We start from the raw sequence: 19,377 nt of genomic DNA on the forward strand, positions 1-19,377 counted from the left end.
AGATCATTTTTGAAGCGCTGCCCTTGCAAATAATTGTAAGCCGCTTGTCATATACTAGGACGGTATTAGGAAGATAGCCAAGCCTGCGATTCGGTTCGGCACAGGCAATTCTGGGAAAATATGAAGGTGGTGTAGGAAGGTGCAATTCAAAGGACGCACAGTGTTCGCGTTCGTGATGCTGACGATGTTCGCCTCGGTGCTCGTAACGCTGACGATCGCGGACAAGCTTATCGACCCGAAGGAGCGCGCGGAAGCGGCGCTTACCGCTGCAGCATCGGACCGCGCGAGTCGTTACGGTCTCAAGGAAGATGAGCTCACGAAGCTGAACGCCGTGCTAGAGCTGATCGAGACGAAATATTACGAGAAGGTAGACCGTCACGAGCTAGTGGATGGCGCGGTGAACGGTATGATGTCTTCGCTTGAGGATCCTTACTCCGTTTATATGGAGAAGGAGGTCGCACAGCATTTTTCGGAGTCGATCGAAGGTTCTTTCACCGGAATCGGCGCCGAGGTCACGATGGAGAACGGCAAGATCATTGTCGTTGCTCCGATCAAAGGATCGCCGGCCGAACGTTCGGGCTTGTTAGCCAAGGATGTTGTTATTTCGGTGAATGGGGAGAAGCTTGATGGCCTGAGCTTGCAGGAAGCGGTAGCTAAGATTCGCGGTCCCAAAGGAACCAAGGCGAAGCTGCAGGTACTTCGCAGCGGCTTCTCCGAACCGGTGCAGCTCGTGCTTGTTCGAGACGATATCGACGTGGAGACCGTCTATGCGAACTTGCGTAAGGATGGTATCGGAGTGATAGAGATCAGGCAGTTCTCATTGCATACGGCAGAGCGGTTCAAGGAAGAGCTGGCCAAGCTGGAGCAGCAGGGGATGAAAGGGCTGGTCATCGATGTAAGAAACAATCCAGGCGGCATTCTTCCCGTCGTCGTGGATATTGCCGAATCTTTTCTCGCCAAAGGCCAGACGGTCGTGCAGGTCGAGGATCGCAGCGGAGAGCGCGAGAAGACGCTGTCGGAAGGCGAGAGCAAGACGTATCCAATTTCCGTGCTTATGAACAAAGGAAGCGCAAGCGCTTCTGAGATATTGGCCGGCGCGCTCCAAGAGGGAGCGGGTGCGAAGCTGATCGGCGAGACGTCGTTCGGCAAAGGAACCGTGCAAGTCAGCTACAACAAGGCGCTGGGCGACGGCAGTCTCGTGAAGATGACGATCGCGAAGTGGCTGACGCCAAACGGCAACTGGATTCATGAGAAAGGCATTAAGCCGGATATTGAAGTGCAGCCACCGGATCTCTACACGGTGGCAAGACTGAGCATGTCCGATACGCTTCAGCAGGATATGCTCGGCGAGCAGGTTCGCAGCGTTCAAATTATGCTTCATGGTCTAGGCTACGAGCCGAAGCGCGAGGACGGCTACTTCGGCTTGGAAACGAAGGAAGCGGTCAAGCGATTCCAATCGGAGCATAGCTTGAAGGTAACGGGCAAGGTAGACGTAAAGACCGCCGAAGCGCTAGAGCAAGCGGTCATTAAGTGGATTCAGGACGAGAACAACGATGTTCAGCTCCATGAAGCAATCCAGGCGGCAGGCAGGAAATAAAACGCGAGTGTCGAATGAATAAGAGGTTGGCTCTGTCATAGAGCCGGCCTTTTATTTTTATAGAAATTGCGTGAGCGGAGGAGTGTGGATATTGGCAACGATGATTGACTTGCTGGATGGGTTCGGACAGGCAGCCTTACAACTATTAGCGCAGCCTTTTTATTATATTTCGGTATTATTTATTATTTTGCAATATAGGAGACAGATTAAGACGGAAAGACAGCTGTTTGCCGTTAAGCTTCATAATTGGCCTTCGCTTGTGCTGCGGGCAATGGGTGCAGGTCTGCTGGTAGGTCTGGCCGTATCGGCGGCTGGAGCCTTTATTGGTACGGCTTTGACAGGAGAAGCGGTCTTATGGCTATGGGCGATAGCGGTTGTATTGATGCTCGTACGCGTTCGTTACCTATGCTTCGCTTATAGCGCCGGCATTATTGCCTTGCTGCAGTGGGCGACCGGCTTTACGTCGCTTGCCGACGGAAACGACTGGCTCGGATCGCTCTCCGCATCGCTTGCCGGGATCGATGCAGCGGGGTTGCTAGTGATCGTTGCGCTGCTCCATTTGGCGGAGGCGGCGCTCGTCCGCTGGCAGGGAGACAAGCTGTCGACGCCGTTGTTCGTGGAAGGGAAGCGGGGCAAGCTTGTCGGCGGTTATATGCTGCAAGGGTTCTGGCCCGTGCCGCTGCTAATGATCGTACCGGCAGCGGGAGGCGGCATGTCCCACGCGGCGCTGCCATGGACGCCGCTCTTTGGAGCCGATTGGGCGCAAGGCTGGTCTGTCATTGCGTTGCCGATGGTGATCGGTTTTACGGAGATGACGCGTTCGCTGCTGCCGAAGCAGAAGGCGAAGCATGCGGCCAAGGGGTTGCTGATGTACGGTATAATTGTAGCCATTGCCGCACTCGTTGCCTGGCAACTGCCGATCTTGCTTCCGCTCGCAGCGCTTATAACGGTGCTGCTGCATGAGGCTCTTGTATGGCGCAGCACCGTATCGGAGGCGCGAAGATCGCCGTTGTATATTAATGATTCGCGAGGCTTGCGTATATTGGGTATTGTGCCGGGCACGCCTGCCGAGGCGATGGGATTGCTGCCGGGCGAAGTAGTCCACAAGGTGAACGGCATTCGAATCAAGTCCAAGGAAGAGATGTATGAGGCGCTGAGGAATAATCCTGCGTTCTGCAAGCTCGAAATATTGAACTTCGAGGGCGAGATCAAATTCGCGCAGCGTGCGCGCTATGCCGGCGAGCATCATCAGCTCGGCGTCATCTTGGCGCCGGATGAGCAAGCCAACTACTATGCGGCTGCAGGGCCGGCATCGCTGCTTCAGCTTCTACGGGCTGCGCGAACGGCTAATAAGCGCGGCGGGGAAGCAGCGGCAGCGAGCGAGAGCTCCGAAGGCTAGCACATCAATTGAAACAACAAAACAAGCGGTTGAAAGGGAACCCTTCCCCTCAACCGCTTGTTCTTTTTTTAAATACGATTATTTATTTGTGACCAGAAGACCGTTTCAATCGAAGAGCTGCTCCGATTAAAACAAGGGATACCCCGAGCGCGACAAATGGCATGCTGCTTGAATCGCCCGTCTTAGGCAACGTGTCGACATCAGGCGTTTGCGGTGTTCCATCAAGTCCGCCTTGCGGGATTTCCTCCACATCGATTTCGAAGAACAGCGTCTCTACTTCGCCGTTCTCGTTCGTTACGACGATGGAGAATTTGTCCGTCCCGACAAAACCGGGATTCGGTGTATATACCCATTTCCCATCAGGCGAAACGGTTACTTTGCCGTGCTCCGGCAACTTGCCTACCTTTGCGTTTCCTTTCTTGGGAACGTCGACCTTATCCTTAACCGGTTTATCCTCCTTCGTTACTTCTTTCTCTATAGGAGGTGTAGGCGATGGTTTAGTCGTTGGAGCAGGCGTTGCGCTAGGCGCAGGCGTCGCTACAGGTGTTGGCTCCGGCGTTATAACCGGCGTTGGCTCCGGCGATGTTGCCGGCGTAGGGCTTGGGCTAGGCGTTACTTCAGGTTCTGGGTCAGGGGTGATTACCCGTCTTTGATTTGTCACCGTAATAGCTTCTTCATCCGCATCGATCGTGATCGGATACTCGCCATCACCATCGATTTTATAACCGGAAGGAGCTCTGAACTCCTTCAAAATATAATTGCCGTAAGGAAGATTCACGAATACAGCCTTACCTGCGGCATCGGTCGTTACCTGTTGCAGCTTCGACGTCTTCGTGCTGTCGTATAGATCGAAGACGGCATTGGCCAACAGCTTCGTATCATCGTTGGCAGCGACTTTCGTGACGGTCAAGTTACCGGTCAATTTAGCGTTTGTTATCGTCATTTCCTTCGTGGCTTGAGAGTCGATCGTCACTTGGTATTCGCCGGTGTTTACGATCTTGTAGTCGCCTGGAGGAGAGATCTCCTTCAGGGTGTATTGACCGTATTTCAAATCGGTGAATGTGGCTTCGCCGTTCATATCTGTAACTGCAGTACCGCCGACCTGCTGGCCGTTGGAATTGCGGGTGAGCGTAAATTGCGCTCCCTCAAGCTTAACGGTATTGTCTGCCGAGTCGACTTTGACGATCTTCAGCCCGCCTTTATAGACGCTGCCGGACCCGTCCCCGCCCGACAATCGTACGGACACCTCCGAGGGATCATCGACCGTAACCAGTTCAACGCCGTCTCCTTTGAAGCCGACGCTATTGCTAAGCGTGTCGCCGTCCACGGCATCAATGATCGTTTTGTATTCCAAAATATATGGTTTCTTAATGACGGAATTGAACGTTAAAGTGAATATGCTGTCTCCTTCGCCGGCAGCCGGGTCTGGATTGGCTTCCACTTTCACTGCATATTGGTTAGTGTCTGTTAAGCCTGCTTTCGTTACGTTGCCGTTTTCGTCCACGACCGTATCGTAGAGGACGAAGGAGTCGTCGACGATAACTTGTTTGCTGCTTGGCGTATCGATAATGCTGGCGTTCTCAACCGTAGATTGACCTCGGTTGATGTAGACGGTCCAGTCGATAACGTTCGGATCGCTGTCGTTCTGGTCACCGCTCTTGGCCACATACTCGCCTGCTTTCGGAATTTGAACCGTCTCGGATAGCGTCTTCGGATCATAGCCGTCAGCCGTAAGGATTGCATTGTTGACGATCGATTCGTTGTTGATGAACTCGTCTTCCAGTTCAGTGCGGAATGTCACATAGTAAGGGCTTGTAATATTTCCGAATTCAATGGCAAGCTTTTGTCCATCTGGTTCATTCACAACGCTGAACGTATAATCCGCAGGATCGACAATTGTGCCGTTATTGTTTGTAGATCCATTGGCAGAAACGGTCATATGACGAACTTCAAGTGAATTCTCCACGTATTTCTGCTCGGAGGAAAGCTTGTCTGTTACGATAGCATTCGGCATCGTCTTACTGTTGTAGTTGATGCCGACCTCCCAGGCTATTTCCTTTGTGTCGGCATAATAACGACCATTCTTGAAGCCGTTGTCGCGAGTTTCCGGATTAGAGCCGCGGTTAGGGGTCGTTGTTCTGCTCTTCTCGACTCCCAGTTCGACTTCTTTCCACTTCAGAACGCCGGTATTGTCATAGCTTGTCTTGCTCGTATCATACGAGCCGTCCGTGAAGTCGTAGCGGGTTGTGTATGTGATCGTATGCGGATCGCCATTATCTCCGAAATCGACGGAGAATCCTTCAACCGTAGACAGATCCGTATCGGTAGGTTTGTAGTGAATAGTGTGACCACTGTTGGCAGCAAGAACCCCGTCGATCATTAGACTGCCTGCCACAAGCTGTTGACCGCCATTCGTGAAAGTGTCATCGAACAGCATATCATGCAGATCATACCCGTTGCCGTTGATGCTGATTGTCCAATCGATCGTTCTTGCCGCAAAATCGATGCCGGAGCTGCTCTTCGAGAAAAACTTTTGTTTAATATTTCGAGAGATGGAGTCCGTATCGCCATCGGTCGTAACATTGTTGTTGATCTGGGTATCATCATAGACATTGGTTGTTGGCTCTGTTTGATATTCAATAATGTAAGCCGCGTTGATCTCGCTGTTGAACGTCAGAATGAAGCCGTTTTTGCCCACATCGGCATGATCGATTACGGTATAATCGCTTGCGGGTACGAGGTCGCCCTTCGCGCCGGTATTGGGGTCTGGTACCTCAAATACGCTGACCAAGCCGGCAAGCTTATGCTTATCATCGAACAAATCGGTAATCGACGCTGGGTTTATCGTGTTTTCACCGAAATTGTACTTGATTTGCCAGTCGATGAGTTGAGTCGATTCGTTGTAGCTTGTTGACGATTTTTTCAGAAGCTCTCCGCGCTTGTTGTCTACCAATTTGGAAGCGGAGGTAGGGCTGATGTTATCGCCAGTAAAGTTTACCGTATTCGTAAAACTTTGAGTGTTGATATGCGTACTGTTGATATTTGTCGAATAGGTTAGGCGATAAGCCGAGTTGATGTCTCCTAGTGCGATTACTAGCTCGTTGGCTGGATCGGCAGGCAGCATCACGCTGTAATCCGCCGGATCGACGATTACGGGATTCGAAGCAACGCCGTCCGTATCGATATCAAGTTTCTCCAGCTTCAACGTACCGTCGGCAAACGTAAGCCCGGCAGGAATGATGTCGCTGATTTTCGCATTGGTAACCTTATTGAGCGCTTTATTGACCTCGATGGTCCATGTAATATTTTGTGCATTGATCGATTTGTCGGTTACGCCGTCCTTCGTCGTCGATTTACTTACATTCGGCTTGATATGAAGCGTAAATCCATCCCCGATGTTGAACTGGATCGGCACTTCGGTTTTGTTATTGACGCTCGCCTTGGAGAAGTACGTCCAGAAGCTTAGCGAGCCCTCTACTTCGGAGTCTACTATACTTTCGTTAAAGGTCATCGTCACTTTACCGTCGGTGCTTGCGACAAAGGTGCCTACCGCCCCGCCGTCCCCATCCTTAAGTTGGCCGTTAGTAATGGCTGCGTACATAACAAGCTCAGGCGGCAATTGGAATTCGAATGTATCCCCGTTTTGATAAGTATGACCGGCTTCCAGTTTATAGCCGTATTCGATGTTGAGCTTTTGTCCAAGCGCAATCTGCAAGTCCGCGTTCACTTCGGGAGGCATCGCTTCATCGATTTGGACGATAACGTCCTGGGATACGGTGTCCGTGAGTTTAATGCTTGTAATAATATTATCTGCAATGGCTGCCGCGTTAGCTTGTTTCGTTATGCCTCCAATACTGACATATTGGAAAATAAGAAAAAAAGCGACGAGCATTGCTGCTATTTTTTTCTTCATATTAAGTTAACCTCCGTTTGAACTTAATTAATTACTTTATTGCAGGTTTCCGACGATATATAGACTGCAGCCTCCTTTTTCTTAAGGTTTGTATGTATGAAATAATGCACGGACCTTCTGGCCTTCGGTGTAAGAGCGACAGTGTTACGGCCGATTTATTTCAACTTACTTATTTTACCGGCAGGATCTGAACAATTTCTGAACAAAGTGACAATCGTTGACAATGTTTTTATAATCGAGGTAGTTGGATTTTTGGATTGGAGAAGGCGGGGACCCGTATGAAAGCAATATTAGTAGATGATGAACGTCTGGCGCTCGTTCATATGGAGAAAATGCTTGGACGATATGAGAGTATAACGGTGATTGGCAAGTTTCAACTTGCGGGGGAAGCCATTAAGCAGGCAAAGGAGCTTCAGCCGGATGTTGCTTTCCTCGATATTCATATGCCGGAGTACACGGGGCTGCAGGCAGCCGTCTTGCTGCAAGAGGTTTGTCCTGCCATCCAGATCGTATTCGTAACGGCTCATGACCAATATGCGTTGCAGGCGTTCGAGCTCGATGCGATCGATTATTTGACGAAACCGCCTGTCGCCGAACGTCTTGACATGACGGTCGAAAGATTGTTCAAACGCAGAGGAGAGCAAGGGCAGGTTAAGGAAGGCAGCTCGATGGCCTACGGAATCAATTGCTTCCAAACGCTTCGCTTTCAATATAAGGACAGACCGGCAGAACTGCCAAAATGGCGAACGGCCAACTCGCAGGAGTTGTTCGCATATATGCTGCACAACCGGGGGGAAGTCGTTCGCAAGTCTACGTTGTTGGAACTGTTATGGCCGGAACTAGATAAGAAGCGGGCAATGACGCAGCTTTACACGGCGATCTACATCATTAGGCAATGCCTGCAGAAGATGAACGTCGATATAACGATCGTAAACTTAAGCATACAAGAGGGTTATGTGCTGGACATTGGCCAAGTGTCGATAGAGACGGAGCTGTGGGAGCGGGAACTGGCGCAAATATCAGATTCGCTAGAGGAGTCGCATCCTGCGCTAGGCAAGGTGTTGGAGCGGTATGAAGGTGATTATTTGAAGGACTATGACTATATTTGGGCCGAGCCGGAGCGTGAGCGGCTGCGCAAGCTATGGCTGTTCCATGCACGGCGTCTGTCACGCTTTTATTCAGATAAGCCGGATCTTAGGACCCAGTCGATCAAGCTGCTGGAGAAAATACAAGCCTTCGATCCATATAACGAGGAAGAAGGTGTTGTACTTTTAAGGTTGTATGATGAGGCGGGCGAATATGATAAAGTAACGGCCAGTTATCGTCGATTATACGATGCTTATATGGTTGACCTTGGTATTGGCATGCCGAAAGATGCGGAACAATGGTTCGAGGATTGGAAAAGCAAACGTGAGCGTGCCGAAATGATGCCGTAAATAGATTTTTTGCCAAATACAGCCATTTAGCATGGTCTATTATTGCAACGGCGGACATTAGACGATATAATAAATAAGAACACATATTCTCATATGAATTCGGCAATTGAGGCCGGTTTTTTCGCTTGAAACGGTTTAATTTGCCTATACTGATAAGATAGATGCAATAACGGAGGTGGAGATTAGGCGTGAGCGAGCTAGTGAAGGACACGAGGCTTTTCGAGTTGAAATCGGATTATACGCCGCAGGGCGATCAGCCTAAAGCGATCGCAGAACTGCTTGAAGGGATTGCAAGCGGCAAGCGGCATCAGACGCTGCTCGGCGCGACGGGAACGGGAAAGACGTATACGATCGCGAATACGATCGCGCAGCTTAATCGGCCGACGCTCGTTATTGCGCATAACAAGACATTGGCTGCGCAGCTGTGCAGCGAGTTCAAGCAGTTTTTCCCCGACAATGCCGTCGAATATTTCGTAAGCTATTACGATTACTACCAACCGGAGGCCTATATCCCTTCGACGGATACGTTTATCGAGAAGGATTCAAGCATCAACGATGAGATCGATAAGCTGCGCCACTCGGCTACGAGCGCCTTGTTCGAGCGCCGGGACGTTATTATCGTGGCGAGCGTATCGTGCATATACGGCCTCGGTTCCCCGTCGGAATACGGCAGTCTCGTGCTTTCGCTTCGAGTGGGGATGGAGAAGCCGCGCGATGCGATTCTGCATAAACTGGTCGATATTCAATACCAGCGGAATGATATTAGCTTCACGCGCGGCACGTTCCGCGTACGAGGCGATATTGTGGAGATTTTCCCTGTTGCCAACAATGAGAGAGCAATTCGCGTCGAGCTGTTCGGCGACGAGATCGAGCGGATCTCGGAGATCGACGTGCTTACGGGAGAGATCGTAGGCGAACGCGAGCATATTGCTATATTCCCGGCGTCTCACTTCGTTACCCACGAGGACACAATGAAGATTGCGCTGGTCAATATCGAACGCGAGCTCGAGGAACGTCTTGCCGAGCTGCGCGAAGCGGGCAAACTGTTGGAAGCCCAGCGGCTCGAACAGCGGACGCGCTATGATCTGGAGATGATGGCGGAGATGGGCTTCTGCTCCGGCATCGAGAACTATTCGGGCCCGATGACGTTCAGGGAACGCGGCGCAACGCCTTATACGCTGCTCGACTTCTTCCCGGACGATATGCTCGTCGTGATCGACGAGTCCCATGTATCCTTGCCGCAGATTCGCGCCATGTACAATGGCGACCGCGCGAGGAAAGAGATGCTCGTCAATCACGGCTTCCGTCTGCCTTCGGCGATGGATAACCGTCCGCTTCGCTTCGAGGAGTTCGAGCAGAAGACGAAGCAATTGATCTATGTATCCGCGACGCCTGGGCCGTACGAGCTTGAGCATTGCGAGACGATGACGGAGCAGATCATTCGTCCGACCGGGCTTATCGATCCAATAATTGACATTCGTCCGACGAAAGGTCAGATCGATGTTTTACTGACTGAGATCAGAGATCGAATTGCGAAGGACGAGCGCGTCCTTGTTACGACATTAACGAAGAAGATGTCGGAGGATTTGACCGATTACTTGAAAGAAGTCGGCATCAAAGTTCGTTATCTCCATTCTGATATTAAGACATTAGAGCGGTTGGCGATTTTGCGGGATTTGCGTCTGGGCGTTTTCCATGTGCTCGTAGGGATCAACTTGCTGCGGGAAGGTCTTGACCTGCCGGAAGTATCGCTCGTCACTATTCTCGACGCCGACAAGGAAGGTTTCCTGCGTTCCGACCGTGCGCTGATTCAAACGATAGGCCGCGCGGCTAGGAATAGCGAGGGCCGCGTCATTATGTTTGCGGATAAAATAACGGATTCGATGGATCGCGCCATAAAGGAGACGGAACGTCGCCGCGCGATTCAGCTTGCATTCAACGAGAAGCACGGAATAACGCCGCAGACGATACGCAAGAAGGTGCATGACGTTATCGAGGCGACGAAGGTTGCCGAGCAGAAGGCCGATTATTTGGCCGGCGCGAGCGCCGGGAAGATGACGAAGAAAGAACGTCAGGCATTGCTGCAGAAGCTGGAGGCAGAGATGAAGGAAGCGGCGAAGAGCTTGCAGTTCGAGCGTGCCGCCGAGCTTCGCGACGCGCTTCTCGAGCTTCGGGCAGAATTGGAATAAGTAGGGGGAGAAACGATTGGCAAGCGACAAAATAGTCATTAAGGGAGCTCGTGCCCACAACCTGAAAGGCATCGACGTCACGATCCCGCGCGATAAATTCGTTGTTCTAACCGGGCTTAGCGGCTCTGGCAAGTCATCCTTGGCGTTCGATACGATCTACGCCGAAGGGCAGCGCCGTTATGTAGAATCGCTGTCCGCATACGCGCGCCAGTTTCTTGGCCAGATGGAGAAGCCGGACGTTGATTCCATAGAGGGCTTATCGCCGGCAATATCGATCGACCAGAAGACGACGAGCCGCAATCCGCGCTCGACCGTCGGTACCGTTACCGAAATTTACGATTACTTGCGTCTGTTGTTCGCTCGTATCGGCAAGCCTCATTGCCCGGAGCATGGCATCGCGATCGCATCCCAGACCGTCGAGCAGATGGTCGACCGCATTATGGAATATCCGGAGAAAACGAAGCTTCAGATATTGGCTCCGATTATATCGGGACGCAAGGGCGAACATACGAAGCTGCTGGCCGATATTCAGAAGCAGGGCTTCGTGCGCGTACGCGTTAACGGCGAGCTGCGCGAGTTGAGCGAGAAGATTGAGCTGGAGAAGAACAAGAAACATAGCATCGAGGTTGTCGTAGACCGTATCGTCGTGAAGTCCGACGTACACAGCAGGCTTGCGGATTCGCTGGAAACAGCGCTTAAGCTGTCGGAAGGCCGCGTGCTCGTTGATATTATCGATCAAGAGGAGCTCTTGTTCAGTTCCAATCTGGCTTGTCCGGAATGCGGCTTCAGCATCGAGGAGCTTGCGCCGCGCATGTTCTCCTTCAACAGCCCATACGGCGCTTGTCCGGAATGCGACGGTCTCGGCGCGAAGATGATCGTCGATCCGGACCTGCTTACGCCGGATGGAAGCAAGTCGATTCAAGAGGGAGCCTTCCTTGCCTGGGCAGGAAGCACGTCGAACTATTATCCGCAGTTTCTAAGCGCGGTGTGCGAGCACTATGGCATTCCCCAAAACGTGCCGGTCGACGAGCTGCAGCCAGAGCAATTGAAGAAGCTGCTTTACGGAACGGGCGGCGAGAAGGTTCGTTTCTTGTACGAGAACGACTTCGGTCATCGGAAGGAAGCGTACGTACCGTTCGAAGGCATCGTCAACAACCTGGAACGGCGATACCGCGATACCGCTTCGGACATGATGAGAGAGCATATTGAAGGTTATATGAGCGCCAAGCCTTGCGGCGGCTGCAAGGGACAGCGGCTGCGGAAGGAAAGCTTGGCTGTTACGATCGGCGCGCAAAACATTGCGCATGTAACGTTGCTTTCGATCGGCGAAGCAAACCGCTATTTCGAAGGATTAACGCTAACGGAGAAGGAACTGACGATCGCGAACCTGATTCTGAAGGAGATCAACAGCCGTCTCGGCTTCCTTGTCAATGTGGGCCTTGAATACTTGTCGCTTAGCCGTGCGGCAGGCACATTATCCGGCGGCGAAGCGCAGCGGATCAGGCTTGCCACGCAGATCGGATCCAGCTTGATGGGCGTCTTGTATATATTGGACGAGCCGAGCATTGGCTTGCATCAACGCGATAACGACCGCTTGATTCAGACGCTGGAGCATATGCGCAATCTCGGCAATACGTTGATCGTCGTCGAGCATGACGAGGATACGATGCTGGCTGCCGACTATATCATCGACATTGGACCTGGAGCGGGCATCCATGGCGGTATGGTTATCGCGCAAGGAACGCCGCAGGAAGTGATGAACGATGAGAACTCGCTAACGGGTCAATACTTGAGCGGACGCAAGTTCATTCAAGTGCCGATCGAGCGCCGTCCAACGAACGACAAGTGGCTGGAGGTTCGCGGGGCGAAGGAGAATAACCTGCGCAATGTGAACGTGAAGATTCCGCTTGGCGTATTTTCCGCGGTAACGGGCGTATCGGGCTCAGGGAAGTCTACCTTCGTCAACGAAATCTTGTATAAGACGCTTGCGCGCGACTTGAACAAGGCGAAGGTTCGTCCAGGCCAATACAAGGAAATGCGCGGCCTGGAGCATTTGGAGAAGGTCATCGATATTGACCAGTCGCCAATCGGCCGTACGCCTCGCTCCAATCCGGCAACGTATACAGGCGTATTCGACGATATTCGCGATCTCTATGCAAGCACGAACGAAGCGAAGGTGCGCGGCTATAAGAAAGGCCGCTTCAGCTTCAACGTGAAGGGCGGCAGATGCGAAGCATGCAGAGGTGACGGCATCATTAAGATCGAGATGCACTTCTTGCCGGATGTATACGTGCCTTGCGAGATTTGCAAAGGCAAGCGCTACAACCGCGAGACGCTTGAAGTGAAGTACAAAGGCAAGAACATTGCCGAAGTGCTGGAGATGACGATAGAGGACGGCTGTATCTTCTTCGAGAACATTCCGCGCATTCATCGCAAAGTGCAGACGTTGCTTGATGTAGGCTTAGGCTATATGAAGCTCGGCCAGCCGGCAACGACGCTTTCGGGCGGCGAGGCGCAACGCGTGAAGCTTGCTGCCGAGCTTTATCGGCGCAGCACGGGCAAGACGCTTTATATTCTTGACGAGCCGACGACGGGTCTTCATGTAGATGACATCGACAGGCTGCTTACGGTCCTTCACAGACTCGTTGATTCCGGCGAGTCGGTACTCGTTATCGAGCATAATCTGGATGTCATTAAGACGGCTGATTACTTGATCGATCTTGGTCCGGAAGGCGGTAATGGCGGCGGAACAATCGTAGCAACGGGTACGCCGGAGCAGGTCGTTAAGGTGGAGCAATCGTATACCGGCAAATACTTGAAGCCGATCATGGAACGTGACCGCGAGCGTACGCTAGCTCTCCATAAGCGACTGGAGAATGCCGTCGGCGCTGCAGCCGAGTAAAGCTATGGGTGCACAACGATCCAAAGCTAACCCGGCAATGCATTGTTGCATTCCCGTCAAGGATGTGAAGCAAGCGGCTGTCTGGTATGTGAAATATATGGGCTGCGAGTATGGCGATACGATTACGGAGCGGCACGCTCAGTTGAAGTTGTCCGGCGGTCCCGATATTACCCTTATTGGCGTCGATGAGTGCTTTCAGCTGAAGCAGGACGGGCAAGTCATTCCGATGATGGACTTCTTGTGTGAAGATGTGCAAGAACTTCATGAATATTTTGAGTATAGCGGTATTCGCGTAGGTGCGATTGTCGATCAAGGCCGTTCAGGAAAAAGTTTTAAATTACTTGATCCGGACGGCAATCACTTGATTGTGTGGCAGACAGAATAGCCAACCGTCAGTGGAGCTTGAGATTGCCAGTCTATGTTATTCGATTAAGTTGAAAATAAGCAAAAAAAGAACCGTTTCGATAACAGAGTTCACACTTTGGCGAAGCGGTTTTTGTTTCTCTCATCAGGATGAGTAACACATTTTAAGGAGGAGAAGGAATGGCGAGTCATAGTCAGAAGATGACGACTTTTCTCATGTTTGCAGGGCAGGCCGAGGCGGCGATGAACGACTATGTGTCGATATTCGATGAGTCGGAGGTCATAAGCATAATCCGCTATGGTGCAGAAGGGCCTGGTGACGAAGGAACGGTCATGCATGCGCTGTTTACGCTGAAAGGGCAGCAGTTTATGTGTATCGACAGCAGTGTGAATCATGCTTTTACATTCACGCCGGCCATCTCGATTTTCGTCACCTGCGATACGGATCAAGAGATAGATGAAGTGTTCAGAAAGTTATCTGATGGCGGTTCTGTCTTGATGCCTTTATCGCAGACGCCAGTCAGCAAGCAGTTTGGCTGGGTGCAAGATAAGTACGGCGTATCCTGGCAGTTGAACTTGCCCAATCAACAATAGGTTAGAGCAGGTTCATTGATTTCTGCGCGCGTGTTGTTATAGATACTGGCAGAGATGGACATTTTATATTTGCGGGGCGGAATTGAGAAACCATCAAACCTGGTTGACTTTTATGCGGTGACATTTAATCTACGAGAAAAATCGTGACAAACTTGTTACGAATCGCGTTTCAGGCTTGCATCAACGGCCACTTGAAGCTAACATAGAGTAATATTAGGCAACGTGCGAATAAAAGGAGGTCCCCTCATGTTTTTTTTGGCAGCAGAAGAAGCAGCAAAGGAAGCCAGCAAAATTAATACATTCGACTGGTTCATGCTCGCATTCACCGTTATTATCCTCATCGGGTTTATTCGATTGCTGAATACGCGCCCGAAGAAAAACTATTTTGCAATCGGCTTTACTTTTGTGTCGCTTGCTTTGTTCCTGGTAATCGACTACATAATGATTTTCAAAATCTGGTTGGCTTAAGCCGTCAGACTGTCAGATGAAGGTTGTTCGATGAGCATTACGCTTATTGGACAGCCTCTTTTTTTTCGCTCTTTCATAATAAACAAGAGGCGTACAAGAATCGTTAACGATTCCTGCAAGCCTCTTTCTTCTTCATTAAAACGTATTAGATTAAACCCACCACATCTCGCCAAGCGGCTCGCGGATCAGTACTTGCTGCAGATTTTGAACGGCTTTCGTGAAGCCTTCGTCAACCGACATCAAGCCGTCCTCATGTTCAATGCTTACGACATAGTCGTAACCAACGAGACGAAGCGCGCTGATGATATCCGCCCATGTTTTCAGATCATGACCGAAGCCGACCGTACGGAACTGCCAAGCGCGGTCAAGCATGAGAGAGTAGGATTGCATATCCGTTACGCCGTGGTGATTGACGTTGATCGGATCGATCGTTGTATCCTTCGCATGGAAGTGGTGAATCGCGCCGGCGCGACCGAGAATATGAACGGCTTGCACGGGATCGATTCCTTGCCACCACATATGGCTTGGGTCCAGGTTAGCTCCGATTGCGTTTCCTGCCGCTTCGCGAAGGCGAAGCAGGGTGGACGGGCTATGTACGGAGAAACCGCCGTGAAGCTCAAGACCGATCTTGATTCCAGCATCGGTTGCCAGCTTGCCGATCTCGGACCAATATGGAATAACTTTCTCTTCCCATTGCCATTTCAGAATATCTTGATAATCGTTAGGCCAAGGCGCAACCGGCCAGTTCGGGTATTTAGCGTCTTCGTGGTCGCCAGGGCAGCCGGAGAACGTATTAACGACGGATACTTCAAGACGGTTGGCAAGCTCGATCGTTTTGCGGATCACTTCATCATGCTCGGTCGAAATCGCCTTCTGCGGATGAAGCGGATTCGCGTGGCAGCTAAGTGCGCTGATCATCAGTCCGCGCGATTCTACCGCTTGTTTATACGCTTTCAATTTGCCGCTGTCAGCTAGCAGGCCGTCAAGGTCGCAATGCGCGTTGCCCGGGTAGCCGCCTGTGCCGATTTCGATTGCTTGAAGTCCTTTGGAAGCGATATAGTCGAGCGCCTCTTCAAACGACTTCTGTGCAAACAATACGCTGAATACACCTAATTTCATTTGGAAAATAACCTCCTGAATCCATCATATGGATAGTATTCTAAGTCTCCTTCATTATATCACTTCTAGTCGGACAACACATAAGCCCAATCACATTTGACAAAATTGCATAATAACACAGCAAACAAGAGGAGTAGAGAAGACATAGGCCGGTAGTCTTATTTTTCATTGTAAGATTTATGTAAACATGTTACATTCAAACGTGATTGCTTATTTTCCCAATTGGCAATAGATTTATAGATTGCTGGCTACATAATGGAAAGAAGGAAGCAGGGGGGGGAATAGTATGAATCGCAGAATGATGCGTATTTGCAGCCTGATTGTACTGGGGGCGTTAGCCGCAGCAGGAACAGTATGGGCAGCGGGAAGCGGCGCTTCGTCACCGATCGTGTTGAACGCCAAAAACATTAATGGAGAAATCTATGTCAAGGCAAGCTCCTTAACGGGCAAACTGGGCGGTTCGGGAACCTTCGACGCCAAGACGGGCACTTATTCCTATACGCCTGCGGCGGACATCTCGTCGGTCATTAAGAAAGTATCGCCATCGGTCGTAGCGATAATCGGCAAGCCGAGCGATATCGGCACAGCCGACCCGCGGTACGCGCTGGCGCATGGAACGGGCGTTATTATCCGTGCGGACGGCTGGATCGTAACGAACGCGCATGTCGTAGATGAAATGACGAATCTCGTCGTCGTAACGGCGGATGGGAAGCAATACGATGCTGTGCGCACGCACTACGATGAGGCGAGCGACCTCGCGCTAGTGAAGATCAAAGCGACGAAGCTTCCAATTGCCAAGCTTGCGCCTTCGCCGCTGAAGGTAACGATCGGCGAATCGGTTATCGCGATCGGCACGCCGGTAGATTTCTCGCTGCGCAACACGGCGACAAGCGGTATTCTCAGCGGGATGAATCGCAGCATATCGTCGGCGTACAACTTGTTGCAGACGGACGCTGCGATCAATCCGGGCAACAGCGGCGGACCGCTCGTTAATATGAAAGGCGAGATTATCGGCATCAATTCGCTGAAGTTCGTTGAAGTAGGCATCGAGAGCCTTGGCTTCTCCATTCCCGCGGATACCGTTACCTATGTAACGAATCACTTTTTCAAATACGGATATGTCAACCGCGCTTCGCTTGGCCTGCAGCTTGAGGAAAGCTGGTCGGCGATTATCGGCATTCCGAGCTCCGATCCGCTCACGGTGAAGACGGTCGATTCGGAATCGGCGAAGAAGGCGGGCATTCAAAGCGGCCAGCTGCTTTATAAAGTGGCAGGCAAGCAAGTCTCTACTATAGTAGAGATCAACGAGCTGTTGAAATCGTATTTGCCGGGTCAGCAGGTCGAAGTGATGCTTCAAATCGACGGCGACCTCGTAACGAAGAAACTTACGCTTGCTAAAGGTTAGATTATTTAAGCTCTGCAATCACAGAACAAATTACATTTAGAGGGAGCAATTATAACCATGAATCATTCCATGACACAAAAAATGTTCGCCCTGCTAATGGCCGTCATTCTCGTAATCTCGCTGCTGCCGGCAGCGGTTCTTGCAGCGGATGCGAGCAGCGTAGAGGTTAAGCTGACATCAGGCAAAGCGACCGTGAGCATCAATGGCAAACCAACCGTTGTTCAAGCTCCTTATGTGGCAAGCAACACGACAATGGTACCGCTGAAAATCATTACGAACGCCTTCGGCGCGGCTCTGAAGCTGGAGAACGGAAATGGCATTACTTTGACTTACAACGACCGCAAGGTTGAGCTTACGTTCGGCAGCAAGACGGTTAAGGTGAACGGCGTTGCGAAGACGGTCGCGGTAGCGCCTGTCGTCATTAAGGGCACAACAATGGTGCCGCTTCGCGTTATCGTTGAAGCTTTTGGCGCGAAGATCACGATCGATCAGAAAACGAGCGAAGTGACGATCAAAGGCGAGCGCGCGCAGTCTACAGGCGGCGGAAGCACGTCGATCGATTCCGATTACGGCAAGACGAAGGTCGGCGACAGCTACCAAGACTGGTCGCTTAATTATCCCGCAGCGCTTGTACAGGTAGACCAAAGCGACAACGGAAGTTTCGTAAGATGGGCAGACGCGAAGGAAGACGCGCAAGTCATAATTATGACAGAGTCGATTGGAGATGAGTTGACGTCCAGCGAGCTGCGCGAAGAGCTGTCGCTTTATTACGATTATGACGAATACTCCCTGGACGAGAGAACGATTAAAGTCGGGGACAACAGCTTCGAGAAAATCATTACGCGCTCAAAGGACAGCCAGATGTTCTATGAATACCGGGGCATCCAGAAAGGCGAGACGTTCTACATCATTATTGTAGGTGTCAAAGCGACCGATAAGTCCGCGCTGAACGCTTACCAAAATCTGCTCGACAGCTTCAAGCCGTCTTTCGACAAAGCTGACAAAGCGCTTAAAGATATTACGAAGGTAAAGGATGGCTTCATCAGTTATGTTGACGAAGACTACGGCTTTTCTGTGAAGCTGCCAGCCGATTGGTACTATGACAGCGAGGGAGAAGAGCCTTACTTCATAGGCGAAGACGACGATCTCCAATACTCCTTCACTTCGCTCGAAGAGGGCGATTCGCTGGAGAAGTGGGCGGCGCGCAACGAAAGCACGCTTAAGGGCGATTTCGTAAGCGGCTACCTGCGCAACGTCTCTTCCGCTCCGATCAAGCTGCAGGACGGCAACGCGATCGTGCTTAGCTATGAAATGTCATTCGATCAAAAGGATTGGTTTGCGTATAAAGAAGTGATGTTCGTGTCCGGCAGCTACAAATATTTGATTACGTACAGCTACGATGCGAAAACGGCAGCGACAAGCACCCAGTCGTTTAACCGCATAATCGGCAGCGTAGATATCGATACGGCTTACATCGACAAAAACTTCGGGTATAAGGAAGATACGTCGACATCGGCAGGCAACCGCGACGAGAAGGTGACGAAACGCAGCACGGAATACGGCTACTCCATTGAGCTTCCGGCTTTTTGGTACGGCTATGCGAAGGATTTCAACGATACGAGCGTGTTCTACAGCTACCAAGGCGGATCGCTGCAAATAGAATTCGACGAGGAATCGAAGGCCGCCGATCTCGAGGAAATGCTTCAGCTCTATGTCGACTCCGAGGAAGGCGAGGAAATGGGACTGGAGATCAAAGAAAATACGAACGTTACGATCAACGGCAAATCGGCGCATAAGTTCGTCATTCACTCGGATGGAGGCAACTTCGATATCGCGTATACGGAGTATACCTACGTCTTCGATACGCCGAAGGGCGCAATGATTTATACTTTCAGTATTAACGGCGCTAACGCGACGGAATCCAATATGAAACGGATAGAGGAAGCGGTGCAATCGATACGTTTCAACTAAAATAGCTTTGACGAAAAGATC

The 19,377-nt window shown here is 51.2% G+C and carries 12 protein-coding genes; 10 read left to right on the forward strand and 2 right to left on the reverse strand.

What is annotated here, in order from left to right; all coding sequences use genetic code 11:
* Positions 1-139 precede the first annotated feature (139 nt).
* Positions 140-1,597: a S41 family peptidase gene (locus tag J2T14_RS20840; protein WP_307473798.1), complete on the forward strand. Its 1,458-nt coding sequence runs from the start codon at positions 140-142 to the stop codon at positions 1,595-1,597.
* Between the two features lie 100 nt (positions 1,598-1,697).
* The gene (locus tag J2T14_RS20845) at positions 1,698-2,996 is read left to right on the forward strand and encodes a PDZ domain-containing protein (RefSeq protein ID WP_307473872.1); all 1,299 of its coding nucleotides are present in this window, start codon (positions 1,698-1,700) and stop codon (positions 2,994-2,996) included.
* 82 nt (positions 2,997-3,078) lie between these two features.
* Here the strand turns inward: J2T14_RS20845 and J2T14_RS20850 are convergent, their stop codons facing one another.
* Positions 3,079-6,909 (reverse strand): collagen binding domain-containing protein, encoded by a 3,831-nt coding sequence (locus J2T14_RS20850; RefSeq protein ID WP_307473801.1) that lies wholly within the window; start codon positions 6,907-6,909, stop codon positions 3,079-3,081.
* A 278-nt stretch (positions 6,910-7,187) separates the two neighbouring features.
* Here J2T14_RS20850 and J2T14_RS20855 point away from each other — a divergent pair, with 278 nt between their 5' ends.
* The 6 genes from J2T14_RS20855 to J2T14_RS20880 all read left to right on the forward strand — a co-directional run bounded on the left by J2T14_RS20855 (position 7,188) and on the right by J2T14_RS20880 (position 14,861).
* A complete protein-coding gene (locus tag J2T14_RS20855; protein ID WP_307473803.1) occupies positions 7,188-8,345 on the forward strand; it encodes a response regulator in 1,158 nt (385 codons plus the stop codon).
* 188 nt (positions 8,346-8,533) lie between these two features.
* Positions 8,534-10,534, forward strand: a complete 2,001-nt coding sequence (uvrB, locus tag J2T14_RS20860; protein WP_307473805.1) for an excinuclease ABC subunit UvrB — start codon at positions 8,534-8,536, stop codon at positions 10,532-10,534.
* 16 nt (positions 10,535-10,550) lie between these two features.
* Positions 10,551-13,436 (forward strand): excinuclease ABC subunit UvrA, encoded by a 2,886-nt coding sequence (uvrA, locus tag J2T14_RS20865; RefSeq protein ID WP_307473808.1) that lies wholly within the window; start codon positions 10,551-10,553, stop codon positions 13,434-13,436.
* A 4-nt stretch (positions 13,437-13,440) separates the two neighbouring features.
* The gene (locus J2T14_RS20870; RefSeq protein ID WP_307473810.1) at positions 13,441-13,821 is read left to right on the forward strand and encodes a VOC family protein; all 381 of its coding nucleotides are present in this window, start codon (positions 13,441-13,443) and stop codon (positions 13,819-13,821) included.
* Between the two features lie 158 nt (positions 13,822-13,979).
* Positions 13,980-14,393, forward strand: a complete 414-nt coding sequence (locus J2T14_RS20875; protein WP_307208661.1) for a VOC family protein — start codon at positions 13,980-13,982, stop codon at positions 14,391-14,393.
* 246 nt (positions 14,394-14,639) lie between these two features.
* A complete protein-coding gene (locus tag J2T14_RS20880) occupies positions 14,640-14,861 on the forward strand; it encodes a hypothetical protein (RefSeq protein WP_307208662.1) in 222 nt (73 codons plus the stop codon).
* A gap of 150 nt (positions 14,862-15,011) precedes the next feature.
* Here J2T14_RS20880 and J2T14_RS20885 read toward each other — a convergent pair whose 3' ends face one another.
* Positions 15,012-15,980 carry a sugar phosphate isomerase/epimerase family protein gene (locus J2T14_RS20885; RefSeq protein WP_307208663.1) on the reverse strand — a complete coding sequence of 323 codons (969 nt, stop codon included), beginning with the start codon at positions 15,978-15,980 and terminating at the stop codon, positions 15,012-15,014.
* A 286-nt stretch (positions 15,981-16,266) separates the two neighbouring features.
* Here J2T14_RS20885 and J2T14_RS20890 point away from each other — a divergent pair, with 286 nt between their 5' ends.
* Positions 16,267-17,385, forward strand: coding sequence for a S1C family serine protease (locus J2T14_RS20890; RefSeq protein ID WP_307208664.1), 1,119 nt, complete (start codon positions 16,267-16,269; stop codon positions 17,383-17,385).
* 57 nt (positions 17,386-17,442) lie between these two features.
* A complete protein-coding gene (locus tag J2T14_RS20895) occupies positions 17,443-19,356 on the forward strand; it encodes a stalk domain-containing protein (RefSeq protein WP_307473813.1) in 1,914 nt (637 codons plus the stop codon).
* The last annotated feature ends 21 nt before the right edge of the window (positions 19,357-19,377 follow it).

Source organism: Paenibacillus harenae, from assembly GCF_030812415.1.
Lineage (GTDB): Bacteria > Bacillota > Bacilli > Paenibacillales > Paenibacillaceae > Pristimantibacillus > Pristimantibacillus harenae_A.